At 66.3% G+C, this 26,226-nt stretch carries 25 protein-coding genes; 10 read left to right on the top strand and 15 right to left on the bottom strand.

All coding sequences use genetic code 11. The features are described 5' to 3' along the window. The first annotated feature begins 724 nt into the window (after positions 1-724). The 3 genes from ACIHA7_RS23530 (at position 725) to ACIHA7_RS23520 (ending at position 6,670) form a co-directional block, all read left to right on the top strand. Positions 725-4,555, top strand: a complete 3,831-nt coding sequence (locus ACIHA7_RS23530; RefSeq protein ID WP_397293063.1) for a hypothetical protein — start codon at positions 725-727, stop codon at positions 4,553-4,555. Between the two features lie 25 nt (positions 4,556-4,580). Next, complete coding sequence (locus ACIHA7_RS23525; protein ID WP_397293062.1) at positions 4,581-5,927, top strand: family 1 glycosylhydrolase; 1,347 nt, start codon at positions 4,581-4,583, stop codon at positions 5,925-5,927. Between the two features lie 230 nt (positions 5,928-6,157). After that, positions 6,158-6,670, top strand: coding sequence for a nitroreductase/quinone reductase family protein (locus ACIHA7_RS23520; protein WP_397293061.1), 513 nt, complete (start codon positions 6,158-6,160; stop codon positions 6,668-6,670). Between the two features lie 280 nt (positions 6,671-6,950). Here ACIHA7_RS23520 and ACIHA7_RS23515 read toward each other — a convergent pair whose 3' ends face one another. Then, positions 6,951-8,432, bottom strand: a complete 1,482-nt coding sequence (locus tag ACIHA7_RS23515; RefSeq protein WP_397293060.1) for a type IV secretory system conjugative DNA transfer family protein — start codon at positions 8,430-8,432, stop codon at positions 6,951-6,953. A 265-nt stretch (positions 8,433-8,697) separates the two neighbouring features. Between ACIHA7_RS23515 and ACIHA7_RS23510 the strand changes: the two genes are divergently transcribed. Next, positions 8,698-9,651 (top strand): hypothetical protein, encoded by a 954-nt coding sequence (locus ACIHA7_RS23510; protein ID WP_397293059.1) that lies wholly within the window; start codon positions 8,698-8,700, stop codon positions 9,649-9,651. A 106-nt stretch (positions 9,652-9,757) separates the two neighbouring features. Here the strand turns inward: ACIHA7_RS23510 and ACIHA7_RS23505 are convergent, their stop codons facing one another. Continuing rightward, complete coding sequence (locus tag ACIHA7_RS23505) at positions 9,758-10,165, bottom strand: SgcJ/EcaC family oxidoreductase (RefSeq protein ID WP_397293058.1); 408 nt, start codon at positions 10,163-10,165, stop codon at positions 9,758-9,760. Positions 10,166-10,377: 212 nt separating this feature from the next. On the opposite strand from ACIHA7_RS23505, the gene ACIHA7_RS23500 reads away from it, so the two are divergent. Then, positions 10,378-11,247, top strand: a complete 870-nt coding sequence (locus ACIHA7_RS23500; RefSeq protein ID WP_397293057.1) for an NAD-dependent epimerase/dehydratase family protein — start codon at positions 10,378-10,380, stop codon at positions 11,245-11,247. A gap of 100 nt (positions 11,248-11,347) precedes the next feature. Here ACIHA7_RS23500 and ACIHA7_RS23495 read toward each other — a convergent pair whose 3' ends face one another. Beyond that, on the bottom strand, positions 11,348-12,223 hold the full coding sequence (locus tag ACIHA7_RS23495; RefSeq protein ID WP_397293056.1) for a LysR substrate-binding domain-containing protein: 876 nt from the start codon (positions 12,221-12,223) through the stop codon (positions 11,348-11,350). A gap of 166 nt (positions 12,224-12,389) precedes the next feature. On the opposite strand from ACIHA7_RS23495, the gene ACIHA7_RS23490 reads away from it, so the two are divergent. The 3 genes from ACIHA7_RS23490 to ACIHA7_RS23480 all read left to right on the top strand — a co-directional run bounded on the left by ACIHA7_RS23490 (position 12,390) and on the right by ACIHA7_RS23480 (position 14,563). After that, complete coding sequence (locus tag ACIHA7_RS23490; RefSeq protein ID WP_397293054.1) at positions 12,390-13,109, top strand: MFS transporter; 720 nt, start codon at positions 12,390-12,392, stop codon at positions 13,107-13,109. A gap of 3 nt (positions 13,110-13,112) precedes the next feature. Next, positions 13,113-14,072: a LysR family transcriptional regulator gene (locus tag ACIHA7_RS23485; protein ID WP_397293053.1), complete on the top strand. Its 960-nt coding sequence runs from the start codon at positions 13,113-13,115 to the stop codon at positions 14,070-14,072. 113 nt (positions 14,073-14,185) lie between these two features. Then, entirely contained in the window at positions 14,186-14,563 is a 378-nt protein-coding gene (locus tag ACIHA7_RS23480; protein WP_397293052.1) for a nuclear transport factor 2 family protein, read from the top strand. An 88-nt stretch (positions 14,564-14,651) separates the two neighbouring features. Here the strand turns inward: ACIHA7_RS23480 and ACIHA7_RS23475 are convergent, their stop codons facing one another. From ACIHA7_RS23475 to ACIHA7_RS23460, 4 genes are all read right to left on the bottom strand, one after another. Next, the gene (locus tag ACIHA7_RS23475; RefSeq protein ID WP_397293051.1) at positions 14,652-15,593 is read right to left on the bottom strand and encodes an alpha/beta hydrolase family esterase; all 942 of its coding nucleotides are present in this window, start codon (positions 15,591-15,593) and stop codon (positions 14,652-14,654) included. Between the two features lie 190 nt (positions 15,594-15,783). After that, entirely contained in the window at positions 15,784-16,461 is a 678-nt protein-coding gene (locus tag ACIHA7_RS23470; protein WP_397293049.1) for an alpha/beta hydrolase, read from the bottom strand. 54 nt (positions 16,462-16,515) lie between these two features. Continuing rightward, positions 16,516-16,944, bottom strand: coding sequence for a VOC family protein (locus tag ACIHA7_RS23465; protein ID WP_397293048.1), 429 nt, complete (start codon positions 16,942-16,944; stop codon positions 16,516-16,518). Positions 16,945-17,182: 238 nt separating this feature from the next. Next, positions 17,183-17,782 carry a TetR family transcriptional regulator gene (locus ACIHA7_RS23460; protein ID WP_397293047.1) on the bottom strand — a complete coding sequence of 200 codons (600 nt, stop codon included), beginning with the start codon at positions 17,780-17,782 and terminating at the stop codon, positions 17,183-17,185. A gap of 101 nt (positions 17,783-17,883) precedes the next feature. Between ACIHA7_RS23460 and ACIHA7_RS23455 the strand changes: the two genes are divergently transcribed. Continuing rightward, positions 17,884-18,861, top strand: coding sequence for an SDR family NAD(P)-dependent oxidoreductase (locus ACIHA7_RS23455; protein ID WP_397293046.1), 978 nt, complete (start codon positions 17,884-17,886; stop codon positions 18,859-18,861). 428 nt (positions 18,862-19,289) lie between these two features. Here the strand turns inward: ACIHA7_RS23455 and ACIHA7_RS23450 are convergent, their stop codons facing one another. Together ACIHA7_RS23450 and ACIHA7_RS23445 are read right to left on the bottom strand one after the other, a co-directional pair. Then, positions 19,290-19,460: a hypothetical protein gene (locus ACIHA7_RS23450; protein WP_397293045.1), complete on the bottom strand. Its 171-nt coding sequence runs from the start codon at positions 19,458-19,460 to the stop codon at positions 19,290-19,292. Next, entirely contained in the window at positions 19,441-20,151 is a 711-nt protein-coding gene (locus ACIHA7_RS23445; RefSeq protein WP_397293043.1) for a hypothetical protein, read from the bottom strand. The genes ACIHA7_RS23450 and ACIHA7_RS23445 overlap by 20 nt, the downstream gene beginning before the upstream one ends. Positions 20,152-20,437: 286 nt before the next feature. Between ACIHA7_RS23445 and ACIHA7_RS23440 the strand changes: the two genes are divergently transcribed. After that, positions 20,438-21,145, top strand: coding sequence for a WD40 repeat domain-containing protein kinase (locus tag ACIHA7_RS23440; RefSeq protein WP_397293042.1), 708 nt, complete (start codon positions 20,438-20,440; stop codon positions 21,143-21,145). A gap of 14 nt (positions 21,146-21,159) precedes the next feature. Here ACIHA7_RS23440 and ACIHA7_RS23435 read toward each other — a convergent pair whose 3' ends face one another. The 6 genes from ACIHA7_RS23435 to ACIHA7_RS23410 form a co-directional block, all read right to left on the bottom strand. Then, positions 21,160-21,531, bottom strand: coding sequence for a hypothetical protein (locus tag ACIHA7_RS23435; RefSeq protein ID WP_397293041.1), 372 nt, complete (start codon positions 21,529-21,531; stop codon positions 21,160-21,162). Between the two features lie 27 nt (positions 21,532-21,558). Next, a complete protein-coding gene (locus ACIHA7_RS23430; RefSeq protein ID WP_397293040.1) occupies positions 21,559-22,842 on the bottom strand; it encodes a hypothetical protein in 1,284 nt (427 codons plus the stop codon). Positions 22,843-22,848: 6 nt separating this feature from the next. Next, a complete protein-coding gene (locus ACIHA7_RS23425; protein WP_397293039.1) occupies positions 22,849-23,154 on the bottom strand; it encodes a WXG100 family type VII secretion target in 306 nt (101 codons plus the stop codon). Next, on the bottom strand, positions 23,154-23,489 hold the full coding sequence (locus tag ACIHA7_RS23420; RefSeq protein ID WP_397293038.1) for a WXG100 family type VII secretion target: 336 nt from the start codon (positions 23,487-23,489) through the stop codon (positions 23,154-23,156). Before ACIHA7_RS23420 ends, ACIHA7_RS23425 begins: the two co-directional genes overlap by 1 nt. A 212-nt stretch (positions 23,490-23,701) precedes the next feature. Further along, a complete protein-coding gene (locus ACIHA7_RS23415) occupies positions 23,702-24,550 on the bottom strand; it encodes a 3-oxoacyl-ACP reductase family protein (RefSeq protein ID WP_397293037.1) in 849 nt (282 codons plus the stop codon). Further along, complete coding sequence (locus tag ACIHA7_RS23410) at positions 24,547-26,109, bottom strand: DHA2 family efflux MFS transporter permease subunit (protein WP_397293036.1); 1,563 nt, start codon at positions 26,107-26,109, stop codon at positions 24,547-24,549. The genes ACIHA7_RS23415 and ACIHA7_RS23410 overlap by 4 nt, the downstream gene beginning before the upstream one ends. Between the last annotated feature and the right edge of the window lie 117 nt (positions 26,110-26,226).

Genomic DNA, 26,226 nt, shown 5'->3' with positions numbered 1-26,226 from the left:
GAACAGTGCGAGTACCCCGCACAGCCACCGGATCCGCTGCCTGCGAAGCACCCGATCCGCCCCGCCCCCTTCCGCGCCCGCTGCAGACGGTTCTTCTTCAATTGACTGCTCGGTCAAACGATCTGTCCACCTCGTGCGATCCGCATCCGACTCATCTCGGTCGGACGCCGTCAGCCTATCCGCACCAGCCCGCCGCCACCCCGCCACCGCCCACTCGACAATGGTCGATGCGGCGGCCGGACCCCAGGCCCAATTTCACGGCGCGGCAATAGATTCAGCGGCAAGATTCACAACTGGGAGATTGCGTCCGCACCTTGAAGTCTGGAGGTGGGGAGGCTCTCCCCTCCGGAGCCTCCCCACCTCCAGACGTTCCTACGGAACCTCGCCGAGCTGCTTCGCCGGGTCGGTGAGGTCCTGGAAAAAGCCTGGCGCAGCGGCAGCTACGGATCGAACGCCCGCCCGTGAACAGATAAGCGAAGTTGCTGGTAGGGGGTGGTTTTCGCGTTTCCCGGTCCGGCAATCGAGCCTGGCAGGCGCAGTGCGGGGATGCGCTGACGCGCAGAACATTCCATGCAACGAGCCGATCGCCCGCGCCCCGCCGGAGGTATCGTCGAGGTGGTTGTGCCGCAGGGGAAGATGTCTGAACGGGGGAGTTGAGACGTTGATGTCCGGAGATCGCTTATGGCGCCGGCGAAGTCGATGTGTGGCCGATGAGTGATAGGCCATGAATCAGGAAGCGGGAAGTTCACCCCGCAAGGTTTTCACCCGACAATTCAACAAACTGTGGGAACGCGCAGGGAATCCCATCCTCGATCGGGTGGCACGCACGGCCAACCAGCGTGAGGAGGCGGCCAGAGGCCACACCGGGACGGTCACGACCCAGCGGCTCAGCGATTGGCGCGCCGGCGCTATCCCGGCCCGGTGGGAAGTGCTTCGTCCGGCGCTGCTGACGCTGATCGACCTGGCGAAGCAGGCGGACGGGCCGGCTCCCGCGGAACTTCTCACCTTGCGACATTGGCAACGCCTGTGGTCCGAGGCCACTGCGTGGAAACCTTCAGCGGACCCCTATTGCCCGTATCAGGGCCTGGCACCGTACTTTCCGGGCGACGCCGAGCGGTTCTTCGGCCGCGAACGCGCGACCGCCGAACTGGTGGAGCTGGTCCGATCGACCGACCTGGCCGGTGGCGGGATCGTCGTTGTGTTCGGTGCCTCCGGCGCGGGCAAGTCGTCGCTGCTCGCCGCGGGGCTGATCCCGGCTCTGGGGCCCGAATGGACAACGACCACCAGCACACCGGCCCCGGACCCCGCCGCGATCGAGATCCCGTCAGACCGTGGCAGTCGGCGCCTGATGGTCGTCGACCAGTTCGAGGAGCTGTTCACCGCAGCAATCGACGACGATGCCCGCAGGACGTTCATCGACCGGTTGCCGCGCTGCGCGGAGCAAGGTGTCACGGTGGTGATTGCGGTGCGGGCCGACTTCTTCGCCCCCTGCCTGGAGTATCCGGTGCTGGCCGACGCCATCACGCGACGCCCGTTCCTGCTGTCCGCGATGAGCAGCGATGAACTGGCCGAGGCGATCACCGAACCGGCAGCCAGGGCGGAACTGAAGCTGGAGCCGGGCCTGGTCGAACTGATCCTGACCGAATTCAGCGGGCTGGGTGACCGCACCGATGGTGCGCTGCCGCTGCTGTCCCATGTCATGGAGGCAGCCTGGCATCGTCGCAAGGGACGCAAGCTGTCCGTCGCCGGTTACCGGGCCGCGGGCGGTGTCGCCGGGTCCGTTGCCCACACCGCCGACACCGCGTGGCAGAAACTGGATAACGCTCAGCGGACAGCGTCCAAAGACATACTGCTGCAGCTGGTCACCGTCGGCCGCGACACCCGCGACACCCGACGCCGGGTTGCCCGCGCTGATCTGCTCGCACATACCAGCGACCCCGAGGCCGCGGCGACGGCGCTGGAAACCCTTGCCCAGGCCCGGCTGATCACCCTCGACACCCATACCGCGATCCTCACCCACGAAGTGGTGATCGACGCATGGCCGGAGTTGCGGAAATGGATCGACGCTGATCGTGAAGGCCACCTCGTCCGTCAGCGGGTCGCCGCCGACGCCGCGGAATGGTCGGCCGCGCAACGCAACCGGGCCCTGCTGTATCGCGGCACGCGCCTGGCGCAGGCCCGCGAACATCAATCGAGATCGACCGGGCAGACCGGCGAATTCCTCCTCGCGGGCATCCGGCAGCGCCGCAGGCGCATCGCCACGCAGGCCGGGCTCGCGGCGGCGCTGGTCGTGCTGCTGGTCGCCGCGCTGACCAGCGTCGTCCGCGCCGGCGTCACCAGCAGAGAGCGCGACGAGGTCTTCTTCACCACCGTGCTGAGCGAGGCCGACCGCCTGCAGAACAGCGAGCCGACGCTATCCGCCGAGCTGAGCCTGCTCGCACAGCGACTCCGCCCCGGTAGTCCCGACGCCGCCGCACGCCTTATCGCGAGCCAGAACCTGCCGGTGGCACACACTTTCGCCGACCACGACGGAGACATCGCCGGGCTTGTCTACCTCGACAATGGTCTGCTGGTCACCACGGGCGACGATCACGTCATCCGGGTGCGCGACCCAGCCACCACCGCCCTGCTGGCAACGATCACCGACCACGCCGGCACCCTCACCAGTCTGGACGGGCATGGGTCGACCCTGATTGTGGGCAGCGCGGACCACTCCGCACGAATCTATGATCTGTCCACCCCGGAACGTCCTCGCTTACTACACATTGTCGACACCGGGTCTCCGATCACGAGCCTGGCGTTCTCGCACGACGGCCGCACTGTCGCCATCGCCAACGACGACCGCGTCACGCTGTGGGATCTCACCGACCCACAGACAGCCAAACCTCGCTCGCCAGCTCTGACCGTCGGTGAATCCGTCTACGCGGTGGGATTCAGCAGTGACGACAAGGCGCTGGGGACGGCGAGCCGAACGGCGCAGGGCTTGTTCGGCAAGACGCTCACTGCTCGGCTGTGGGATCTCGACGCACCGCCGAGCACCCGGACCGGAACGCAGGTCGCGCAGGTCGTCGACGGACGAATGCTGCTGGATTTCGCAACCAGCACACCGCTGCTGGTCGCCGCAGGCCGGTGGCCGTCGCAGCCACCAGGCAGCGACGCCGAAATTCGGTTCATGAACATCGAAGACCCGCACCGGCCGATTCCCGCTGCCGCAGGCTTCTCCGTCCCCTCCGCTTACGACCTGGTCAGCATCGTCCTCAGCCCCGACGGCCGGACCCTCGCGACCGTCACATCCTTCGGCACCCAACTGTGGAACTTGGCCGATCTCGCGCACCCCTCCCCCCTCGGACCGCCGCTGGCCGCTGCCGCGACCTGTCTCGGATCCAGCGACCGGCGATGCTCCACCATCCCGGCGGGCGCTGCCTTCAGCCCCGACGGACGCTACTTCACGATCGCCACCGTCGGCGGCACGGTGCAGCAATGGTCGCTGCCCAGCACGACGCCGGCTGGGCAAGCCGGACAGATCCAGCCCCCGGCGGTCAGCGCCGACGGTACCCGGATGATTACCACTGCCCACGGCGCCGCCGCCCGCATCTGGGACATCCACGACCCCGCAGCGCCACAGTTACGCGGCACCGTCGACAACGTCACCGGAATCGCGGGCATGTCCGGCACCAGCTACCCCGTCGTGAGTTTCGACGGCCGGTTCGCGGCACTATCGATCAACGGGGTGATCACGCTCCTCGACATCACCGACCCGGGCAAACCCCGTGCGACGCACCGTTTCCCGGAAGCAGCCGGCGTGGCGTTCGCCCTCGACCAGCAGGTACTGGTCACCCTCTCCCGAGGGCCGGTCGCGACATTGATCGTCTGGGACTACACCAACCCCGACCGGCCGGTGCAGCGCAGCGCAGCGATCGTCGTGCCGTCATCGGTTCGGTTGTTGCGCACCGGATTCAAGTTCGCCGCCAGCCGCGACGGCAAGATCGGCGCCACCCTCGCCGACAAACTCAACATATGGGACACACCGCAGTCGCTGGCGCACTCCACCGGGCCGATCGGCACCATCGTCGCCGACTGGCTCGGCGACGGCGGCGGTCTCGCGGTCAGCCCCGACCACCGCACCGTCGTCGCCGGTTGGGACGCGGGCACAGCCCGCGTCTTCGACATCACCGACCCGGGAAACATTCGGCCACTGGGAGAGCCACTCGCGGCCAGCAGAAGCGCGGTCTCCTCGGTGGACATCAGTCCCGACGGCCGCCGCCTGGCAACGGCAGGCACCGACTCCACCGTCCGGCTGTGGACTTTCACCGATCCCGAACACCCCACCCCCTACGGCCCGTCCCTCGCGCCACCGGGCTCCGGCCGATGGCATGTCGCCTTTCACCCGAAAGCCAACTACCTCATCGGCACCGGCGGTCAAGGCGCACTTCGACTCTGGGATCTCGACCCCGAGCATGCCGCACACCGCATCTGCACCCTTACCGCCGACACCATCACCACCGACCTCAGTACCTACTTGCCGGGACGGAAGCTGCCGACGCTATGCCCGTGATCACTTCTTCGAAAGTGCAGACACCATGAGCAGATTCACCCGGCGTGCCGCGTTCGGATTGGCGGTGGCCGGTCTCGCCGGCACCGTCATCGGCCAACCCGCGGTTGCTGCCGGACGGCCCGCGTCGCCTGTCGATCTGCCGCCGCTGGGCCCCGACTTCCACTGGGGCGTAGCCGGTTCCGGATTTCAGAGTGAAGGTCACACACCCGACAGCCACCAGCGGCGGCTGTTCACCGAACACACCGCGCTCGCCCGATTCCCCGACTGCGTGGACTTCTACACTCGGTATGCAGCGGATATCGCGCTGGCCGCCGGCCTCGGGGTCGGGGTGTACGGCATCAGCATCGAGTGGGCGCGGCTACAGCCCGGCCCCGATGAATGGGACGAGGCCGGTTTCGAGTTCTACGACCGTGTACTGGATGCCATGGCCGCCAACGGAATCCGTCCGATGCTCACCCTCGACCACTGGGTGTATCCCGGGTGGATCGCCGAGCGTGGCGGTTGGGGTGATCCGGGCATTGTCGAGGCGTGGCTGCGCAATGCCCGCAAGGTGGTGGACCGCTACGCCTTCCGAGACCCGCTGTGGATAACGGTGGCCAATCCGGGCGCATACATCAAGTTCGAGACGCGCGACACGCTACCGGCCACCGGCATGGCGGCGATGACGTCGCGGCTCGCCGAAGTACACAACGCCATCTACGACCACATCCACCTCGTGCAGCCCACCGCACAGGTGACGATGTCGACCAATGTCGCGGCAGGGACCATCGCGGATGCGACGGAAAGCCTGATCCTGGATAGGGTCATCGACCGCTTGGATTTCGTGGGTCTCGGTACCTACCTCAGCTTCTCGCTGGACACGCTGCCGCAGCTGGCAGAGCACACGATGATCGCTCCGCAAGACCTGAACAACCCGTTGACGCACGCGGTACAGCCGGAATCGATGTACTACGCGCTGCACTACTGCGCACGCAGATTTCCCGGCAAACCGGTGTATGTGGTGCAAAGCGGGATCGTGACGCGCAACGGCACGCGAGACGACGGGTATAGCCGCGCCGATCACCTGCGCGACACCGTCTACTGGTTGCAGCGCGCGCACGCCGACGGCATCAACGTGATCGGCTACACCTACTGGACACTCACCGACAGCTTCGCCTGGGGCAGTTACACACTACGTTTCGGCCTGTACACGGTCGATGTCGTCACCGACCCCACTCTCACTCGCAAGCCCACCGACGCCGTCGCCGCCTACCGCGCCATCACCGCGTCCGGCGGGATACCGGGCGACTATCGCCCCTCGCGGCAGCCGGCCGCTTGCTCGTTCGTCGACCTCCCCGACAGTTGCATCGACCCGGTGACCGTGCCGCATTGAGGGCAGCGCCATACGTTCTCATCAGTTCTCACGGGACGTACGCGGTGCCGCTCTCGGGGACACCGTCGATCATCGAGCCGCGAATTCGACGGGCTGACCGTTGATCGTGCGGACCAGTCGCTTCCGCCGCACGACTGCCAGCGCTGTGAGCGAGCGCGCGCGAAAATCTGATCACGATCCCTGGTCGACTTAGGACCGTAACTGTCCTACCGCTACGACATACTCGAATCATGAGCGAAACCGCATCGACTGCCGGACAGCCGGAACAGACCGACATCACCGACTACAACGATCCCGACGCGCCGTGGAACCAGGCGTGGGACCAGGAGGGCGGCATCGCCAACTGGAACGATGATGTGATCAAGGAGTTCCGGGAGAACTCGGGCAAGGTGGGCGGTGCTTACGCGGGCGGAGATCTCATCCTGCTCACCACCACGGGAGCCAAGAGCGGCAAGCGGCACACGACTCCACTCGGCCCGCTGTACCGAGGCGACACCATGTACGTGAGCTCGTTCATCGAGGACAAGTACCCCGCCTGGTGGTACAACATCAAGGCCAATCCGCAGGTCACCATCGAGCTCCGGGACAAGACCTACCAGGCGACCGGCAAGGTCCTCGAAGGCGCGGACTACGACGAGTTCGCGGCCTGGGCACTGGAGAGCAATCCACTGCTGGCGGATTTCCAGTCCAAGGTCGACCGGCCCATACCGCTGGTCGTGCTGAACCTCGACGGCGAGAGCTGAGCGCTCTCCGAAACCTCCCAGCCACGGCGCGTCGACATCGGTGCGCGCCGGGCTGCGCAGGCTGCTGCCGCTGGCGGCGCCGGCCGGATACGCGGGGCCTCAGGTAGGGACCGGTCGCGGCCAGGCGCTGGGCGACCCGGGTGCCGGGCGTACCGAGGCTGCTGCGTCATCTTCAGAAGCGCGTACCTGTTCGGGTACGTGCTTCTCGCGTTGAACGCCTTACAGCCCAACCGATCACTACGACCGGCCCACACGCGATTAGCGCCTACTCAGCGTGCGTTTACGGCGGGGCCGCCCCTCCGGTCTTCTCCAGGCTGACCGGCAGTGACGTCCCGGTGGGCGGTGCACTGTTGACCAGATCCGCCAGAGTCGGCTTACGCGGCAGATGCGCGTCGATCGATCGCCTGACGGCATCGGCGTAATACCCCGTCCACCAGGGTTCGGTCTTGATCAGCACCGGCGGTACTCCGGATGCGAACAGCACAGCTCGCTCGCGCGGTAACGACCGCAGCTCCGATACCCCGATGCCGTAGCCGCCGATTCCATCCACCCGGTCTCGCAGAAATGGCACATCATCGACACCGGCGCCCACCACCTTGATGTTCGCGGCCGACCACAACTCGTTCATACCGTCGCGTCCCCAGCATCGGACGCCCTGTGCCCACGACTCCAGCATTGCCATCACAATGACGTTGCGGGAACCGTATCGGCTGTACCACTGCGGAAAGTCTTTGCGCCGAGCCACATTCGCGGCATCATCCAGGATCGTCAGCACGGGAACGGTCCACCATGCCTTCCGCACGGCGACATCCAGCACCGATTCGATCAAAGCGCTCACCAATGGCGCCGACGAACCACTCCCCGCAGCCGCCAACGCATACAGCGTTTCGTTCGCGTTGACGAACTGGTGCCCATCGAACTCCTGCTGGTCGTCGCTTACTCGGCTGACCCAGGGGCGCAGGTGCGGGAACCGTAGGCAACGAGCCATCTTCTTGGCGGTCCCGAAGAGTCCGCCCTGGTGGCGCAGGTCCGTGTTGTATACGGCGGCCAGACCCGCCGCAGCGAGATGGTGCCCATGCCGGCGAAGCAGCTCGACAGGTTCGGTGTCCTGCAGATATGTCACCCATTCCCACACTTGCTGGATCGGACGTCCGGCAACGGATGCGGCCAGAAACAGCGTAGAAAGCAACTCTTCGGCCTCGACCTCGAAGTAATCGCCCGCGTCGGTGCGGTTGTCCGCCTCGGCGAAATGCGCTGCCAGACGGGCAGCCCGAACGGCGTCGCCGCCGACCCACGCGAGCGGATCCCAGAACCAGCTCGCCTCCTCGCCCGCCACATTCTGCGGGTCGAACACCCAGATTCGGCTCCCTTGGGCCGCACGGACGTCACGCGTCGCGTCGACGATGTCGCGCTTGGTCGAGGCGGCGACCACCGGCCCGACGGCATCCAGAATCGCCGGGATGGCTCGGCACGCCGACTTTCCTTGCCGTCGACCCCAAATATCCAGATGGAGGTCGTCATACGAGCCGTAAAGCCGTTGTCGTCCGGCAACAGCTGTGCCGATCGGAACGCCCGGCGCCTCGGCAAATCCCAGCTGCATACCGAGCTCGTCGGCCTTCCGCCGTGCACCGGCTGCAGTCAACGGTGCAAGCGCTTTGCCGGATGCCATGAACCGAGCCTTGCTATCGATCGCCGGCCGTCCGCGAGCAACGAGCTTGCGAATCAATACCTCGGAGACCCGCCCCATCATCACCTTCGTCATCCCCCTACTCGAACTCCGCCCTGGATACCAGAGTGTCCCAGTAGAACTCATCTACCGCCAGTTCCGGACACGGTCCAGCTGAGTCCGCCGCGCCGGATTCGGACTCGACCGCCACCATGCGCGGGCCACTGATCGCGAGAGGAGGTGATGTCTCGGTGACGGCGGGATGAACAGGGATTGCCATTCGAGGCCAGGACTGTGGCGGCGATGATCGGGCGGGCAGACTGCGGGTGCCGAGCCGATCTGTTGCCGAGTGGAGGTATCGATGACTTCGCGTGTGCCGATATCGCGGCGGTGCTTCCTCGGGCTTGGGGCCGCGGCCACATTGATCGTCGGTGGTCGCGCGACCGCGGAGGAAGTAACGCTGGGGCGGTTCGCGTTGAGTGCGGCGTCGACCGCGTTGCTGTGGCGTAAGGCGTTGTATGACGAAACCGTCCTGCAGTCCTTCGCTTTCGACAATGCGAACGGTCACATCTATACCGCCCAGGTGCGGAACGGGGCGAGTTCGGCGGCGGCGGGCGATTTGTGTCTGACGAAGTTGTCGACTGCGGGTGCGGTGCTGGGGCATATGTATTTGATGGGTTTCGGGCACGGAGTTCAGATCGGGGTCGAGCCGGCGGGGACTTCGGCGTATCTGTGGACCGAGACCGATGCGGTGACCGAGGGCGGGAGTGCGTGGGGCAGCAGAATCGCTCGCTTCGAGTTCGCTGACGGGCGGACGGTGCCGGCATCGTCGGCGGAGCTGAGGAAATACACCCTTGTTCCTGGCGCGACGAATACCACCTGTGCGATCGACCCGTCGACCGATCGATTGATCATGCGCTATAAGCAGGGAAGCGAGTTCCACTACGCCGTATTCGATCGGAAAGTCGTCGAAGCGGGCGGTACGACGCGGCTGTTCGATATCCCCCAGCCGGACGGACTCGGCATCTTTCAGGGGTACACCGCCTTCGGCGACTACTTATATCTGCTGACCGGAAACGCCTACGGCGACAGCAACCCCGCACCTGGCAATACCTACCTCACCAGCGTGGATCTGCGGACCGGCGCGCAGGTACAGCAAGCGCTGACCCAGGCGGGAAAGTCGCTGGACTATCGCGAACCGGAGGGAATGGCCATCCAGCTGGTGGCAGGTCGGCCGCGGCTGTGCTTCGGTTTCGCCTCCGGTGCCGAAAAAGCGCGCTCGGCAAGCATTTTCTACAAATCCGAGCTGGTGTGATGTTCAGCAGAACCGGCGGCGACTTTGCATTCCGTATCCAACGGGCTCGTTTCCTGACGTACCCGAGGCCATGCACCCGCATGGCCTCGGATAGCCCGCCGACCCGTCAGTGATCGACGACGGGAGTGTTCTGGCAGAAGGTGAGCAGCCAGCGTCCGTCCTCTTTGGTCATGCCGTAGAGCGGCGAGCCCTGTGACTGGAGTTCGTCGGCGTGGTTGAAGTACTGCTGGCGGACCTTCACGGCAGCCACGTCCGGTCGGATGAACCGGATGAAGAAAGGCTCGTAGGTGGCGTAGCCGTCCTTGGTCGCGCCGGGCAGTGCGGCACGGGTGAATTCGGAGATCTCGTTCAGTCCGTTGAGGAATTTGCCGCCGCCGGTGGTCCAGATGGCGTCGGGGTGGAACAGGGCGAGGAAACCGTCGGCATCCTCGGCGCGCTGCGCCTTGGCGACCGCGGCCACGACGGCGTGGATGGCGGCGATGTCTTCGGTCTGCTCGAGATCTCGGGTTGTCATGCCGACATCTTCGAACATCAACCCCACTCGAGGTCAAATGACCAAGAGTGTGATCCATCTCGCTGACCGCGGACCACGCCGCGCGCAATGGACGGCATCTCCCCTGGCAGTCGCGACTAGCGGAAGTCGAGGTCGTATAATACGGTACCGGGGTACCGTGAGGGCTGCCGAGCAGACCCTGGGCGGCTGTGACAACCAGGAGGAGATTTCTCATGCGAGTACTACTCATCGGCGCGAGCGGCTACGTGGGTTCCGCTGTCGCCGAACACCTCTCGTCCCTCGGGCACGAGATCGTGACGCTCGAGCGCCCCGGCGCCGCTACCGGCGCGAGTGGGTACGAGACTCGCACGGGAGATCTGGCCGATCCCGCGTCGCTGATCGCCGCGGTCACCTCCGACATCGACGCCGTCGTCAACCTGGCGACCCCCAGCGGTGATGTGGCCGTCGACGCGGCCGCGGTCACGGCGCTCACCGATCCGCTGCGCGGCACCGACAGATCGTTCGTCTACACCAGCGGCGTCTGGGTGCTCGGCGCGACCGACGGCGCCGACGAAACCACGCCTACCAACCCCATCCCTATCGTCGGGTACCGTCCCGAGATCGAGCGCCAAGTCCTCGCGCTGGCCGACACCGGCGTCCGCGCGGCCGTCGTCCGCCCCGGCATCGTCCACGGCCGGGGCGGCGGAATCCCCGCTCTACTGGTTGATCTGGCCCGGAAGCACGAGGCTCCTGTTGTCGTCGCCGACCCCACGGTCGTGTGGCCGATGGTCCACATCGACGACCTCGCAGACCTTTTCGCCAAGGTCATCGCAGCCGCCCCGGCAGGTTCGGTGTGGCATGCCATCAGCGAGCCCGCCGTCCCGGTCGCCGAGCTGGCTACGGCGGCGGGCCGGGTGGCCGGCGTCTCCGGTGCAACCAAGGTCTGGCCCCTCGACCAGGCCCGAGCCGACCTGGGCGAGCTCTTCGCCGACGCGCTGGCGCTCAGTCAGACCGTCACCGGTCAGGCCGGAATCGACCAGCTGAACTGGGCGCCGAAGGGCCCCGACGTGATAGCGGATCTGACCAGCGGTTCCTACCGCTGATCAGCTCGCACCGAGGGAAGGGGCCCGTCATGCCGCCTGACGGGCTTACCCGACCGCCGTCGGCGGCTGCCCGATTCGGGGCGTCGGAGCTGACCGAAGATTATGCCGTGCCGCTCAGATCGCTGATCACTTGCGCGAGGGCGCGTACCGGCTCGGTCTCGGTGCGCCACACCAGCGCGTAGGGCAGCGGCGGCATATCGGTGATGGGGATCCAGCGGACGTGCGTCACTCCCCAGTGGTAGCGCACGTGGGCGGGGAATGGGTGGATGATATCGCCGTTGCCGACCCAATCGATCAGTTCGTCGGGGCTGGTGGCGATCTTGCCACGGGTGATCGGGCGGCCGCTCGGGGTCGTGAAGGGCAGGTAGGTCTCCTCCCACTCCGGCGGCGGGTCCGGGACCATTGCGTGCAGGTCGTCGGCCAAGTCTTCGACCGAGACCTCGGCACGATCGGCCAGCGGGTGGTCGTGGCTGACCGCCAGCACGCGGGTATCGCGGAACAAAACGGGGCCGAGGGTCAGGTCGTCGCCGACCGGAGGCCAGACCACGATCGCGTCGTACTGGCCGCTGCGGAGCAGACCGAACGGGTCGACGAAGGACAGCCGGTGCAGTCGCAGTTCCCATTGCGGATGCCTGCGCCGAAACTCGCCCCAATAGTGGTGCAGCCCTTCATAGTTGAAGGGCAGCAGCGCGACGCGCAATACCGCCGTCTGCCCCTGCGCGGCGAGCTTGGCCCGCCGCACACTGTGTTCGAGCCCCTCGTAGAGCGGACGCAGATCGTCGCGCAACTGCTCGCCGACCGGTGTCAGCCGCACCACCCGATTGGTCCGTTCGAACAGCAGCGCGCCGATCTGCCGCTCCTGCTTCTTGATCGCCTGGGTGATACGTGCCGGGGTGACATTGAGCCGCTCGGCGGTCCGGCCGAAATGCAGTTCCTCGGCCAGCGTCAGGAAGATCTCGATATCGCGTAACTCCACGAAGTCCCTGTCTCGTTAACTCCGCGGTTAATGCGGCATTGCTTTTTTGATCGTTGTTCGGCGGTGGCCGGCCGCCCATTCTAGGACCCGAGCCCGGTGCGCCACCGCCGCCGCGGGTCCGATCCCGGTGACCGGAAGGTCCCGATCGCGAGCAAGGAGCTTTCGTATGACGACCGTGTCCGGTACTCCGGCAACGGATTTCGTGGCCGACCAGGTGCCGCTGCGGCACTGGTTCGGCGTCGCCGCTGTGGCCATGGGCACATTCGCGGTGGTGACGTCCGAACAGTTGCCGGTGGGCCTGCTCCCGTCGGTGAGCAGCGCGCTCGGCGTATCCGAGGGGACCGCCGGGCTGATGGTGACCGTGCCCGGCCTGGTGGCCTCGGCGACCGCGCCCATCCTGCCGGTGGCCATCGGCCGTCTGGATCGCCGGGTCGTCCTATTGGGCCTGATCAGCCTCATGGTCGGCGCCAATCTGCTCTCGGCTTTCGCCCCGAATTTCGCGCTGCTGCTGGCCGCGCGGTTTCTGATCGGCATCGCCATCGGCGGATTCTGGGCGCTGGCCGCCGGCATCGCGGTACGCATGGTGCCGGAGAAGTTCGTACCGCAGGCCACCGCCATCGCCTTCGGCGGCGCGACGGCCGCCAACGTCCTCGGCATCCCGGCGGGCACGCTCATCGGTGAATTGACCGACTGGCGCATCGCGTTCGGCGTGCTCGGCGGTCTCGGGCTGGTGGTGGTCGTCGCGCTGCTCGCGCTGCTGCCGCGCCTGCCCGCGACGCAGGCCGTGCACGTGCGCACCCTCGGGCAGCAGTTCCGCAGCGCGCTTGCCTCCCTTGCGATCTGGTCGACCCGCGGATCCAGGCCCGCGCACATCGCGGAAGCCTGAGCCGTGGCGAGTTCCGATGCGCTGGACCGGGACGTGTGGCGGTCGGACCGCCGACCCCGATCCGCCCTGCCCGAGTTGAACATTCGACTGCTGGAGTCCTTCCACGCGGTCGCGCAGGAAGGCAACATCACCCGGGCGGCCGCCCGGCTGCACCTCACCCAGCAGACCCTCTCCGCGCAGATCAAGCAGCTGGAGCGGGCGCTCGGCGCGGTCCTGCTGGTCCGTGATTCGCGTGGCGTACGACTTACCGCGGCCGGTGAGATCTTCGCCGAAGGCGCCGGCGCCATGGTGAGCGGCCTGGCAGAGCTGTCCGAACGAGTGAATCGCGCTGCGGGACAGTCGATCAGTCGGCTGCGGGTGGTGTTCTGCCCGCGCTCGACGGCCCCGTTCCTGATCCAAGTCGCGAATGAGCTGGAAGCCGCAGACCCGACCCTGCGGGTGGTGCTGGTCAGCGTGCGGTCCATGGCGGAGACCCTGTGCGAACTCGAATCGGGCCGCGCGGACGCGGGCCTGATGTGGCTGCCGATCGAGGGAGACACACTGCGCCACAGCATCATAGGTTCCGACGGCTGGGTAGCGGTGTTCGCCCGCGACGACGACTTCGCCGATCGCGACCGGGTACGGCTGGCGGAATTGACCTCAGCGCCGCTGGTGCTGCCCGGCATTTTCATGTCCGCCGCAGCCGAACAGCACTGGGCTGCGGCCCTGCGCCCCGGCCCCGGACTACCGGAGGCGACCGTCGCCGACACCGCCGACGGTCCGATCATCGCCGCACGCAGGCAAGGGATCTGGATCGCGCCCGAATCCCTTGGCCGCCGCTACGCCGACGCCAACAACCGCGTAGTCCGCATCGCCGACGCGCCGCCCATCGAGGCGGCCGTGGTCTGGACCGCGCGGGCGCCGCAACAACTGACAACACTGTTGGTCCGCGCGATACGCGCGGCCGTGGAGGTGAACGAATGACCTGGCGTACCAAATCCTGTTTGTACCAGGAACCGGAAAAGACTGTTTCCCACCGGCTTTCGGGGGCGGCAGGATCGCATAGCACCCATCCGCGCCTACCCGAGGAGTTCAGCATGCGCACCACCGCCGAGGTCATGGACCGGTTCAACCGCGCCTTCATCGAACGTGAACCCGAGCTACTCGATGATCTCGTCGACGACGACTGCGTCATGGAGTCGGTGCAGCCCGCACCGACCGGTGAGCGGGTCCTAGGGCGGGAGGCCTGCCTGCTGTTCTGGAAGACCCTGGTCGAGGACACCGCCACCCAGTTCCAGCCGCAGGAAGTGATCGTCGCGGGCGACCGCGCGACCATCCGCTGGCAGTACCGCTTCGGCGCAGGCGAGAACGACTGGGTCGAGGGGGTGAACCTCATGCGCGTCCGCAACGGCCGGATCGTCGAGGCCCTCGGCTACAGCAAAACCACCGGCAGTGTCCCCCTCGCCACCGACTGAGTGTCTATCGACATTTGCGCGAGGCGCGATACCCGTGAACGCCCGGCAGGGAGTCCAGCCGGGCGTTTTCGCTCGTAGGGCAGCAGGATTACGGCAGTGTGTAGTTGGTGAGGTAGTTCCATTGACGGTCGAGCAGGTCCGTGACTCCCGCGCCACTCGGCCAGCCGTGCGGGACGCCGGACATGACCCGCCAGATCTCGGTGATTCCGGCATCGCAAGAGCTGTAGGTCTGCAGGGTGCCGAAGGCATCGTCGGTGGCAACCGGTGTCGACTTGCAGCCGTTGCGCTGCGTCCACTTGGTGATGTTCTCCTGACCGACCGGTTGGTTGGAGTAGAGGTCCGCCGAGCCCTGAAAGATTCCGACGGCGATGGGCCGGCTCGGCGTGCACGGCGAGACCGGGACCGTGGTCGCGCCGACACTGCCGAACCCCCCGCTTCCGAAGGCTCCGAGCAAGTCGTTGGCACTCGGTAACGTCGGGTCCGCACCCTGCCAGGACGTGGCCGCGGCGAAGATGTCGGCCGCGTCGCACGCCATGCGCTGCGCCATGATCGAACCTTCGGAGTGGCCGGTGGCGTAGACCCGCGTCTTGTCGATGCACCAGGTCTGCTCGATGTCGGCGACGACGTTCTTCAGGTACTGCACGTCGATCGAGTTCTGGTTGAACAGCCAGACGTTGCCGGGGAAGACCTGGGGAACTAGCGGGATGCTCAAACCGGTCGTGCCTTCCACGATGCTCTGCGGGTAGGCCACGATAAAGCCGTGGTTTGCCGCGTACTGGGTCCAACCGGTGCCCGCGTCCATGTCATGGGCGGTGGCGTTGAAGCCATGGTTGGCGATCAGCAGCGGCACGTCGCCGGACAGGCCGGGCGGGACGTGCACGGTGTACGTCCGCGTTCCGGGGACCACGAGGCCACCGACGGTCAGGACCGGGCTGGAGATCGTGCGCGTGATCGTTGCGCCGGTCGGGGTCAGGGTGCACTGGGCCTGAGCTTCCGCCGTCGCCGGCGGGAGCACCGCGAGCAGGCCCACAGCCAGCGCCAGTGACGCGATAGCGGCACCTGTGCGACGGAGCGGGGCTCCAACTCGCCTCCTCCGGTAAGGAAAAACGTTCATGGCAATCCTTCGGTTGATCGCCCCGGGCTTTCCGGGCGGCATTACGGTGGCTCTCGAGCGGCGTCCTACAGGAGATATAGCAAAACCGAATGGACTGTTACCTATATCACGATGAATTGCTGAGCGGCGGGCGGCTCCCCGCAGACCTGAGTTTTATGGTGCTGGGCCCGCACACCGAAGCGCCAGTGCGGGCTGACGGAAGATCAACGGGCCGAGCCCATCTCGAGTCAGCTACGCACTGACATGCGAACGCTCGATCATCCGGAACGGTCGACGGGTGCGTTCGGCGGTCACGAGCCTCCAACTCCGGCACCCGAACACCGGGCCAGCGGCCCGCCCGACAGGTCGTGTCATGTTCGGGCATGGTGCCCTCTACCAAGTAGCTGGTGACGACTTCGGACGTGCACGGGTTGCCGCCGAGAAGATAAGCCCGTGCCCACTTCCGTCGACAATGACCAACCGAGACCGCTGACCGAACTTTCGTCGAGCAGTTCGCCGCCACGTAGCGGGGTGATTGGTCCGCGACGCAGAACAATGACCCGATTACCTTCTTCGTAGCTTCTGAACGGGGCTGCGGTCGCCCACGGTAAACACCCGACCGAGCGTCTCGACACACCCCACGCCGCTGGATGCGCGGTTCATGGTCACCGCGAAGGGCGCTCTGCGAACGCGCGGTTCGGAGAGCGCCGCGCGCGCCTGCGCGCACTGGGCTTCGACCGCGTCGACGATCTGGGAATGCCGAGGTTGCGGACGGCGCTTCACCGGGCGCGCTGTGGCTGATCATGTCCGGTGCGATGCGGGGTCGGCGCAGGCTGGGCACTCGCCCTGGTCAGGAGGTTCAGTAGGTCGGCCAGTTACCCGGTGTCATGAGTTCGAGGAGGTGCTCGTCGGGATCCCGGAAATAGATGCTGCGGCCGCCGAGTGCCCAATTGGTCCGGCCTTCGATCGGGATGTCGTGCGCGTTCAGGTGAGCTTCCCACTCGGTCAGTTGGTCCTCGGCGACCGCGAAGCACACATGGAGCCGGCCACTGCCGTCGTGGGGTGGGATCTCGCCGTTCGGCAGACCCGGTCCGGGCAGCACTTTCGGTTCGAGCGATCCGCCGCGGCGGAACAGCAGCAGCACATTGTCGCCTCCGATATCGAACGCGCACAGCGGGTCCGCTTCGAGGATCGGTTTCAGTTGCAGCACATCGGTATAGAACTTGCGGGAACGACCGAGGTCGTCGACATACAACGCGGACTCGATGATCCGGTCAAGTTTCGGCACAGTTCGCTTCCCTCCTCGATTACGGTGTCGGAACAATCGTGCAACCTCGAGCCGACTCGAGGTCCAGCGTTGGGTGGATCACAGGGTTCCGGACGCGCCTGGACGCCGAGTTCGGCGACGCCCGACGCTCGCGCCGCGCACGTCGCTCTCGGGCTTTTGGTACATCACCCAGGTGGCGAGGCCGAATAGAGGCGCTGGGCCCGGTGACGCCAGCGAGCGCGACGGCGTTGGCCGGCGCCTACGGACTTTCGATGAAGCCGACTCCCGCACGACGGATCGCCTCGCGCATGGCCGCCCGCCGCCGGGCGGCCGGAGTGCCTGCGGCGATGGCCGCTGTCGCGCCGAGGCACGCGCCCAGATGCGCGGTGATGACCGGCCACCCGGTCTGGTCCGGGAAGTGTTGTTTGAGTTGTTCGAGCAAGGTGGTGTGGACGGAGCGCAGCCGGACCATCAAGGATCCGGGGAATCCTCCTGCACTACGAATGAATTCGCGCCGTAGGTCCGCGAGTTCATCGGCGCCCGCCGCGGTGACGTCGACGGCGTCGACGAGTGCGTTCATCGCCGCTTGTACCGCTTCCCACGCCGTCGCGTCAGGGGCGAGGGCGGTGATCGAGTCCAGCGCGAGCTGGATATGCGCCTCGATGTGATGGAACAGCACGTCTTCCTTGGCGGGGAAGTAGAGGAAGAACGTCCGCCGCGACACACCTGCCGCGGCCGCGATGTCGGCCACCGAGGTGGCCGTGAAGCCGCGGTCGAGGAACAGTTCGGTCGCCGCTCGGACGATCGCGGACCGTGTCGCCTGACGCTTTCGCTCGCGGAGCCCCGTCGCTTCTGTCACAAGAGCAGAGTAGCCGCTTGACAACCTACATTGCACTAGTGCAAATATACATTAGTGCAATTTCGGCCCGGCTTACCCGGCCGATGACGAGCGGAGAAGTGATGACTGAGCTGACGGGCCGTACCGTCCTGGTGACCGGCGCAGGGCGTGGCATCGGTCGCGCCGAGGCATTGTTCCTGGCCGCGGCGGGGGCCAACGTCGTGGTGAACGACCCCGGCGTGCGGATCGACGGTTCCGGCGGCGATGACGCGATCGCGGCATCGGTGGTCGCCGAGATCCGAGCGAACGGCGGAAACGCGGTGGCCGACACCGGAAGCGTCGCCGACTGGAATGCCGCCCGGCGCATGGTCGATCGCGCGGTCACCGAGTTCGGTGATCTCCACGCGGTGGTCAACAACGCCACCATCGAGATAAACAAGGGGCTGGAGCGGCTGACCGAGACAGAGTTCGATGATGTCGTCGCCGTGAAGCTCAAGGGGACCTTCGCCGTCAGCCACTGGGCAGCGGCCTTCTGGCGCAGCCGATTCGACGCGGGACAACGCGTCGATCGGGCCATCGTGAACACTGCCTCGGGCTCTGGCCTCCTGAACCCGCTTCCGCTGCAAACCAACTACGCCGCGGCCAACGCCGGGGTCGCGGCGATGACCACGGTGCACGCGCTGGAGCTCAAACGCCTTGGCGTCCGGGTCAATTGCGTCAGCCCGTCGATGATCCGCACTCGGTTGACCGACCCGGTGCCCGGCATGGATGAGACACCGCCACCCGGCGACCTCGACCCGAAGGACCCGATCACCGTGGCACCGCTGGTCGCCTACCTGGTCGGCCGAGACTGCCCCCTGACCGGACAGGTGCTTTCCGTGCGCGGCGGGACGATCGCGGTGAACCACAGCTGGTTTCGCGGCGCGCAGATCCACAAGCAGCACGAACTCTGGACCGTGCGGGAACTGGCGGCACGCCTGGAAGCGCTCGCTCTCGAAGACCCCTTCGACCGCCTGACCACCGCACTAGGCGGCGCGCTCGGCATCGCAGGCCGCGACCAATTGGAAGCCATGATGAACGCGCGACTCAGCGAAGCGTGATCGACGACGCAGCCGGGACCGCAACAGCTGCGAAGACCGACGGCTCGAGTCCGCCGAAACAGCGGAGGCCGTAAGGCTACGACCTTTGCCGAACATGCCGCTGGTGGACCAGCCTCAACTACGTCCGAGTGACGATCGGCGGCCTCGGTTGGCTGTGTCTGTTGCGGGCCCTGTCGTTGGTGGCGGCACCGGCCGAGCAGGCGGCAGCGCCTGCGGTGGGTCGGCCTGCGCGAGGTGGCATACCGCCCACGCGAGGACGGCCGAATCTGTCAGCTGACGGAGAAACGCCGTGTGACAGCTCTCAATGGCGCACTGAGCGCGATAATCGCCGTCGCCCTCGGATTCGCCGGAACCACCGGCAGTGCGGCGGCGGTATTAGGCGTATTCGGTGTCTGGACACTGGGCGGGCGTCCTACCCCATCGTGTCCCTACTCCGAGTCGCCGCAGTCCTGGATCGTGATCCGCAAACCCACCGGAACTCCGATGTCATCGAATTCGAGATAGGCGGGAAAGAATCCGTCGCCCACCGACGTCATCGCGAACATGATCCGCGCCCCGCCCACCTCGATCGCCGCCGCCTCATGCTCCGCCGCGCACACCCGCCATCACCTGCCAATGATGGGAATGCGGACGGAAGTCGACGGCGAAGCGACGCTCCGGTTCTCTGGTGCGACGCTCTTGCAGCGCAACAGCTTTCGCATGCGCTTCGACCGCGGGGATGCCGAGCCATCCAAATGCCCTGCCGTCCGGGGTGGCTAGCTCCTCGGCGGCGAACTCCTCCGCGATCTCGTCCTCGTGCAACCCCCAGAACACAACGTCGGCCAGCCCGTCGATCGGCTGCTCGTGCTCCCATTCATTCAGCGCATCCGCGTCGGCGAAGGCCAAACGCGCATGGTCGACACCGACGCCGTCGAGGTATACCACTGCCGCGACCGGCCTTTCGGCGAAGACGATCCGCAGATACTCCCATCCGTAATCCTTCGCAGGCTTCCCTACGATCGGTAACGTTCGATCGGCCGGTACATCACCGACAGCGAGAACTGGAACGCCGCTGACGATAAATCCTGAATCGCCCGCGGCTATCGCCCGCCGGACCCGCTCGCGGTGCGTCACCTGGTGCGCAAAGGCCTGCAGTGACGCGTCGAGCCCCTCGCGCCGACACACCGCGGCGAAGCTTTGCTGGAATTTCGCCACATGCACGGACGGAATGTCATACAGCGTGCGACCGGCCTGCCGGTCGAATGCCCGCGCGGCCAATTCCGCATCGCGACCGACGATCTCGAAGTCCACCGCCTCCGGAACACGCCCACCCTCAGCCACCCGCGCCCCCGACCACAGCCCGAGATACCCACCATCGATCACTACCAGCTCGCCCGACGGACACGTGATCTCGCCGAGCGCAACAAGATTCGCCACGACAGCGCAGTGTAGGCGAGCCCGGGCGGCCTCCGCTCAGCGCGGAATCGACGCTGCCCACCGCCGTGCGGGTGAGTTACCGGCTGATAAAGGATTCGGGGAGTTCGTAACGCCCGCGTGCGACTTGCGACATCCTTGGTGTCGGCGGGCGGAGGGAAGAATGGGGAAGACACTCGCCGTGGAACGCGAGGACAACCGCCTGGAACGCATCGTGCACGTGTGGGATATCAGCGACCCGGCGCACCCCACACCGTTCGCCGAAATCCACACCGGAGGTTGGCTCCAGCCCACGTTCACCATGTCACCGGACGGGCGGATGCTTGCCACTACCGTCGCACCGGCGGACACCGAGCTCTGGGATATCAGCAGGCGCGACCAGCCCAAGCTTCGCGCGCGACTGCCCGGAGATGCGGCGAGTCTCGCATTCGGCCCCGACGGCCGAGTGCTGTACCGATCCGGCCGAATCGGTGACGACCAGGGGACCGAGATATTCGATCTGACCGATCCCACCGTGCCGAAACTACACAAGGCCGTGCAGTCCAAGACCGGATCCCCCGCCTTCAGCGCGGACGGCCGAATCTTCGCCACGGCGTCAGGGCGTGATCTCGTCCTAGCGCCGACCGACAACCTGGAGAGCACCTTCGGGCTCCCCGGCCACCTCGGCACCGTGACCGCCCTGCGGTTTCGCCCCGACGGCCTGCTCGTCTCGCGCGACCCGCGCAACGTCCGGATCTGGGATGTCCGTGGCGCAACGCGAACATTGAACGATCCGGTAGCGGCAGCCTGCGCTCGCCTCGGATCCACTGTCCCGGAACGGATCTGGCAGCATTACGCGCCGAACCTGCCGTACGACAACGTCTGCGGATAACTGCTACGTGCTTTCTAGATCTCGATCTGCGACGGATCGGGCAACGATTTCGGGCGCTCGTCGGTGTACCAGGTGTACTCGATCCCGCCGAGTCTCCCCTCCTCGACCCACAGAATGACCTCGCCGATCGGTGCGCCGTTGCGGTCGGTCACCCCTGCATCGATGAAGATGCCGTTCGTCGAATCAGATGCCGCTTGCACACCAGGCGGAACCATCAGATCCACGCTCGGGGAACCCTCGCCCCACGAGGCAACGACCTGCGTAAACGGTACTTGCGCCAGATAGTCACCAGCACCGGCCTTACCCGAGGCGGACAGCAGTTTGGTCACCACACTCGATTCGAGCTCGGTCAGCGCCCTCGGTTCTATCGGCGTAGTACTACTCATCACCCTCTCCTCAGTTCTCGCGGTACGTCACGGAATGTACGCGGTGCCAATCTTGAAGACACCGTCGATCATGGAGCCGCGGATTTCGACGGTCTGCCCGTTGATCGTCCGCACCAGCGGATTCGTCCTGTCGTACACGCCGTTCGGAACACCCTGCACGCTCTCGATGAGCTTCTTCATCGTCGCTTCCTCACCACCGAGCGAGTTCACCAGGCCATCCAGTTTGTGCTTCGGGACGAAGACGTGTTTCATCGGCTCCGGGCCGAGCGCGTAATCCAGCGAGCTCTGCAACTTCTGGCGCGCGACCTTGGCGATATCCGCGGTGCGCTGCGCCATGAGGTCGGCGATACGCTGGAGCGCAGCCCGCCTCGCCGCGAGGTCCTCGCCGGTTTCGGTGACCTTGTCGACGAATTTGGCGGCCCGCTTCGCAGCCAGCACCCGGTCGACGTATTTCTTCATCTTCACCGCGAGCTTGCCTGCCTTGGCAGCGGCTATCGCCGCCGCGCCGAACCCGGCCGTCAACGCACCCGCGATCACGCCGAGGATGACGGTTTCGGCGACCTCCTGCGCCAGATCCTTGGCGAGATCGACCAGCAGCTGCCCTAATTGGGTCCGGAACTCCAGAATCGCGGCGCGATGGTCGCGGCACGATTTCGCGAGGTCCCTGTAGAGAGTGAGTACTCCCTCTGCGGAGGCTTTCAGCTCCCGGATGTCTTCATCGACGTGGGCGGCGTCGGGCGCGGTTTCGCTGTCGAATCGCTTCGCCAGCTGATCGAGCAACGTCGGCAGATTGCCGACACCGGATTCGGTAGAAGCGAGCTTGTCCCAGGAATCGGCGGCGGTCAGCAGGTCGTGCGGCTCACCGTCGGGCATCGAAACGCCGAATTCTTCGAGCGCGGACACCGCGAACCCGACATCGTCGAACAGACCGCTACCGGGCCCGCCCGCCGAAGGCGGCGGCACCAGACAGCTCGACCAGGCGGGGTACAGATTCGCCGGTTTCGTCGGCTCCGGACGCCCGGTTCCCTCGACGTAATCCGCGAGTGCGTGGTTGTATCCGAGCTCGTTCAGAATGCCTGCGTAGTTACTCATCGCGGTGACGAGAAGCTCGCTCATACTCATCGCCGTTTTGACGGTCGAGTCGTAGGACGTGGCCCAGGCCTTGGATTCGCCGACACTCCCGCCCATATTGCCGGTATCCCGCAGTGCGGCGATCTGCGTGGAGAAGGTCCGATGGTATGTGGTGGCAAACGAGTACAGGGACGCTCCTGCCGCGGAGTACACGGCGGGATCGACGATCAATTTCGTCATGGAGTCCTATGACCTGCCCAGCATTGCCAGATTCGCGGCGACGGCCGCCGAATACCGGTCGTGCGCGGCCTGGACGGCTCGGCGCATGGTTTCGATCCCGTCGGCAACATCGGTCGCCCCGGTCTGCCAGTCGCGGAAAGCCTCGGCCTGCGCGTCCGCCGCCGCACCGTTCCAGTTCTGCTGCACGGTCGAGATGCGCTGTTGCAACCCGTCGAGGCTGTCGTTGAGAAAACCGACGAACCCTGCGACCCGAGCGACCATCTGCTCGAGCTCGTCGAGATCTACCCGGAAAGGCTGTGAATTCTCGACCATCACAGCGCCGGCAGATCGAGCGACCCGGTGGACTGGAGGGTGCTCGCTCGCACCCGGTCCTGATCGTCGAGTGTCTTGCTCGTGACACCGAGCAACTCGGCCATCTCGGCCAGGGCATCGAGCACGGTGTCCGCTCCTTGTTTGGTCTCGGTCCACCCTGCACCGAACGAATCGGCCGAGGTCCCTCGCCACTGGGACAGCAACGCTGCAATATCTTTTTCGAGGGAGGTCAGGCCGTTGATCAGTGATTCGGCGACCTGCTGGACGTACCGGCCGGCGTCGCTGACTTCGTCAGGAACAAGGGCGAAGTCGGTGGAGATGGGTTGGCCTGTCATTCAGCATCCTCGAACGTTGGTGCGGGTCAATAGGTTAGACGCGGTAACGTAACGTCCGGTTCCTTCGTGGGAGCGTGGCGGCGGTCACAGGGATGCTCACGGCGCGGCGGGCAACAGGGTGTTGAGGACCGCGGCCAGCTCACGCACATGGGGCTCGGTGAGCATCGAGTAGTGGTCTCCCGGCACCGTGTGCCGTTGGACCGCACGGTTGCTCAGCTGTTGCCACGATGCGGCCGCGCGGTCCTGGGCCGCCGGATCGCCTTCGGCGGTGAACAGCAGGACCAGGTGGTCGACGGCTCGGCGTGGCCAAGACCCAATTGGGCCCCCGCGCCGCCGTCGACGGAGATGGTGGCGCCGGTGGTGTACGCGGCGTCGGGGCCCGCCAGATGGACGACCATGCCCGCGACGTCCTCGACGCGAGCGAACCCGCGCAGCGGAACCTGCTTTTTGATGCCCTTTGCCCCCTTGTCGACCAGCTCGGCTACCAGATCGGTCGGTGTGAAACCTGGCAGCACCGCGTTGACTCGGATACCGAATCGGGCGAATTCGATGGCGGCACAGCGGGTGAACGCATTGATCGCGCCCTTGGACGCGGCGTAGTTGGCCTGGCCGACCCAGCCGCGCTCGCTCATCACCGAGGAGATGTTGACGATCGCGCCCTCCCCCTGGCGCATGAAGTGCTGCTGCACCGCCTTGGTGCCGTTGAATACGCCGCCGAAGTTCACCGCCATCACCGACTGCCAGTCGTCGGCGGTCATGTGGAAGATGAGCTTGTCGTTCGCGATGCCCGCGTTGTTGACCAGGATGTGCAGGCCGCCGAGCTCGGCGATCGCTCGCTGGGCCAGCTCGTGCGCGGCTTCGGGATCGGAGACGTCACCGGCCACGGCGACGGCGCGCCTGCCCGCGGACTCCAGCTCGGCGACCAGTTCCTTCGCCGCCGCGTCGCTGCTGCGGTAGTTCACCGCGACGTCGGCGCCCTCGGCGGCCAGCGCCAGGCAGATCGCGCGGCCGATACCGCGCGCGCCACCGGTGACCAGTGCGACCTTGCCGTCGAGTTTCATCGCTGCCGCCCCGGCATGAGCACCGCGACCACCACGGCGGCGGTCGCTGTCGCGATGGCCGCGGCCAGTGAACCGGCGTGCACCGAGGACATGAACGCGTCCCGCGCGGTGTTCATCGCGGGCCCGGCCACCTCCGCGGGCAGCCTGCCCGCCACGTCGAAGGCCGCGACGACAGACCTCGACGCCTCGTCCACCGGCACTCCGAGGGCGGTGAAACCGCGCTCGACGCGATCGGCGTAGACCTGGTTCATCACCGAACCGATCACCGCGATGCCGAGCGCCGCGCCGATCTCGCGGGTGGTGTCGTTGACCGCCGAGCCGGCGCCGAAGCGATTGGCGGACAGGGCATTCATGATGGAGTCGGTCGCGGGCGCGGTGCCCCATGCCAGACCCGCCGCCATCAGCACCATGGCGCCGACCACCGGGCCCCAGTAGTCGGCGTAGGCGCCCTGGACCGCGGTGAGCAGGAAACCCGCTGTCAGCAACAGCATTCCGAGCGTCACCACGATCCGGGCGCCGATGCGCACCGTCAGTGCCATGCCCACCGGCGCGAGCACACCCATGACCACGGCGAACGGCAGGGTGGCCAGACCGGCCTTCAGGGTGTCGTAGCCACGGATCACCTGAAAGTACTGGGTGATCAAGAAGACGAAACCGAGCAGACCGAGGAACGCCATCATGATCGCGACACAGGCCGCGGTCACTCGCCGGTCGCGGAAGATGGCGACCTCGAGCAGCGGGTTGGCGATCCGCAGCTCCCACCAGGCGAAAAGCACGAAAAGTGCTGTGGCACCGGCGAATCCGCCAATGGTGGGGCCGGACAGCCAGCCGTGGGCCGGGCCCTCGATCACGGTATGCACCAGCACACCGACGCCGGCGATGGACAGCAGTGCGCCGACCACATCGAACCGGCCGACACGTTCCGCGCGCGAATTCGGCAGCAGCACAAGGCCGCCGACGAACGCCACCGCGATGATGGGGAGGTTGACAAGGAACAGCGAGTGCCACGGGTAGTGCTTCAGCAGCAGGCCGCCCGCGATCGGCCCCAACGCGGTGCCGACACCGGAGACCGCGGCCCAGATGCCGATCGCCGCCGCCCGCTCCTTGCGCTCGGTGAAGATGGTCGACAGCAGCGCGAGCGTGGCCGGGTAGATCAGCGCGGCCGCCACACCGGTGGCGGCCTGCGCGGCGATGAGCTGGCCGGTCGTCGCGGCACTCGCCGCGAACGCGGAGAACACCGCGAACAGGACCAGGCCGATCTGCAGAGTTGTCTTGCGGCCGAAGCGATCTCCGAGGCCGCCGCCGGTGAGCAGTAAACCCGCGAAGACCAGGGTGTAGGCATCGACGATCCACTGCATCGCGGTGGTGGACGCACCGAGCTCACGGCCGAGCGTCGGCAGCGCGACATTGACCAGGGTCGCGTTGACCACCGAGAGCAACACGCTGAGGCACACGACGATCAAGGCCAGCCAGCGGCGTGCGCCGCCGCGTCCGGGCTCGGTGGTGAGCGGCGGCTCGGCGCCCGCGGCATCGGCCTGCTTGGCAATGTGCGCGTTCACGCCACCCTCCTATAGAACGATGCACTATTATTGTGTAACACTGTTCTACAGTATCCTTCGTCTAACCGTCAACCAGAATCGAACGGTTACTGTGACAAGTCCAAACGCCCCCGACCG

The sequence above is a fragment of the Nocardia sp. NPDC052316 genome (assembly GCF_044547795.1).
Classification (GTDB): domain Bacteria; phylum Actinomycetota; class Actinomycetes; order Mycobacteriales; family Mycobacteriaceae; genus Nocardia.
This window is presented reverse-complemented; position numbering and strand designations above follow the sequence as displayed.

What these genes read in the sequence shown, in the direction of transcription:
- ACIHA7_RS23530 (WP_397293063.1), top strand. Translation starts at nt 725, where the DNA reads ATGAATCAGGAAGCGGGAAGTTCACCCCGCAAGGTTTTCACCCGACAA.
- ACIHA7_RS23525 (WP_397293062.1), top strand. Translation starts at nt 4,581, where the DNA reads ATGAGCAGATTCACCCGGCGTGCCGCGTTCGGATTGGCGGTGGCCGGT.
- ACIHA7_RS23520 (WP_397293061.1), top strand. Translation starts at nt 6,158, where the DNA reads ATGAGCGAAACCGCATCGACTGCCGGACAGCCGGAACAGACCGACATC.
- ACIHA7_RS23515 (WP_397293060.1), bottom strand. Translation starts at nt 8,432, where the DNA reads ATGACGAAGGTGATGATGGGGCGGGTCTCCGAGGTATTGATTCGCAAG.
- ACIHA7_RS23510 (WP_397293059.1), top strand. Translation starts at nt 8,698, where the DNA reads ATGACTTCGCGTGTGCCGATATCGCGGCGGTGCTTCCTCGGGCTTGGG.
- ACIHA7_RS23505 (WP_397293058.1), bottom strand. Translation starts at nt 10,165, where the DNA reads ATGACAACCCGAGATCTCGAGCAGACCGAAGACATCGCCGCCATCCAC.
- ACIHA7_RS23500 (WP_397293057.1), top strand. Translation starts at nt 10,378, where the DNA reads ATGCGAGTACTACTCATCGGCGCGAGCGGCTACGTGGGTTCCGCTGTC.
- ACIHA7_RS23490 (WP_397293054.1), top strand. Translation starts at nt 12,390, where the DNA reads ATGACGACCGTGTCCGGTACTCCGGCAACGGATTTCGTGGCCGACCAG.
- ACIHA7_RS23480 (WP_397293052.1), top strand. Translation starts at nt 14,186, where the DNA reads ATGCGCACCACCGCCGAGGTCATGGACCGGTTCAACCGCGCCTTCATC.
- ACIHA7_RS23470 (WP_397293049.1), bottom strand. Translation starts at nt 16,461, where the DNA reads ATGATCAGCCACAGCGCGCCCGGTGAAGCGCCGTCCGCAACCTCGGCA.
- ACIHA7_RS23455 (WP_397293046.1), top strand. Translation starts at nt 17,884, where the DNA reads ATGACTGAGCTGACGGGCCGTACCGTCCTGGTGACCGGCGCAGGGCGT.
- ACIHA7_RS23440 (WP_397293042.1), top strand. Translation starts at nt 20,438, where the DNA reads ATGGGGAAGACACTCGCCGTGGAACGCGAGGACAACCGCCTGGAACGC.
- ACIHA7_RS23435 (WP_397293041.1), bottom strand. Translation starts at nt 21,531, where the DNA reads ATGAGTAGTACTACGCCGATAGAACCGAGGGCGCTGACCGAGCTCGAA.
- ACIHA7_RS23430 (WP_397293040.1), bottom strand. Translation starts at nt 22,842, where the DNA reads ATGACGAAATTGATCGTCGATCCCGCCGTGTACTCCGCGGCAGGAGCG.
- ACIHA7_RS23425 (WP_397293039.1), bottom strand. Translation starts at nt 23,154, where the DNA reads ATGGTCGAGAATTCACAGCCTTTCCGGGTAGATCTCGACGAGCTCGAG.
- ACIHA7_RS23420 (WP_397293038.1), bottom strand. Translation starts at nt 23,489, where the DNA reads ATGACAGGCCAACCCATCTCCACCGACTTCGCCCTTGTTCCTGACGAA.
- ACIHA7_RS23415 (WP_397293037.1), bottom strand. Translation starts at nt 24,550, where the DNA reads ATGAAACTCGACGGCAAGGTCGCACTGGTCACCGGTGGCGCGCGCGGT.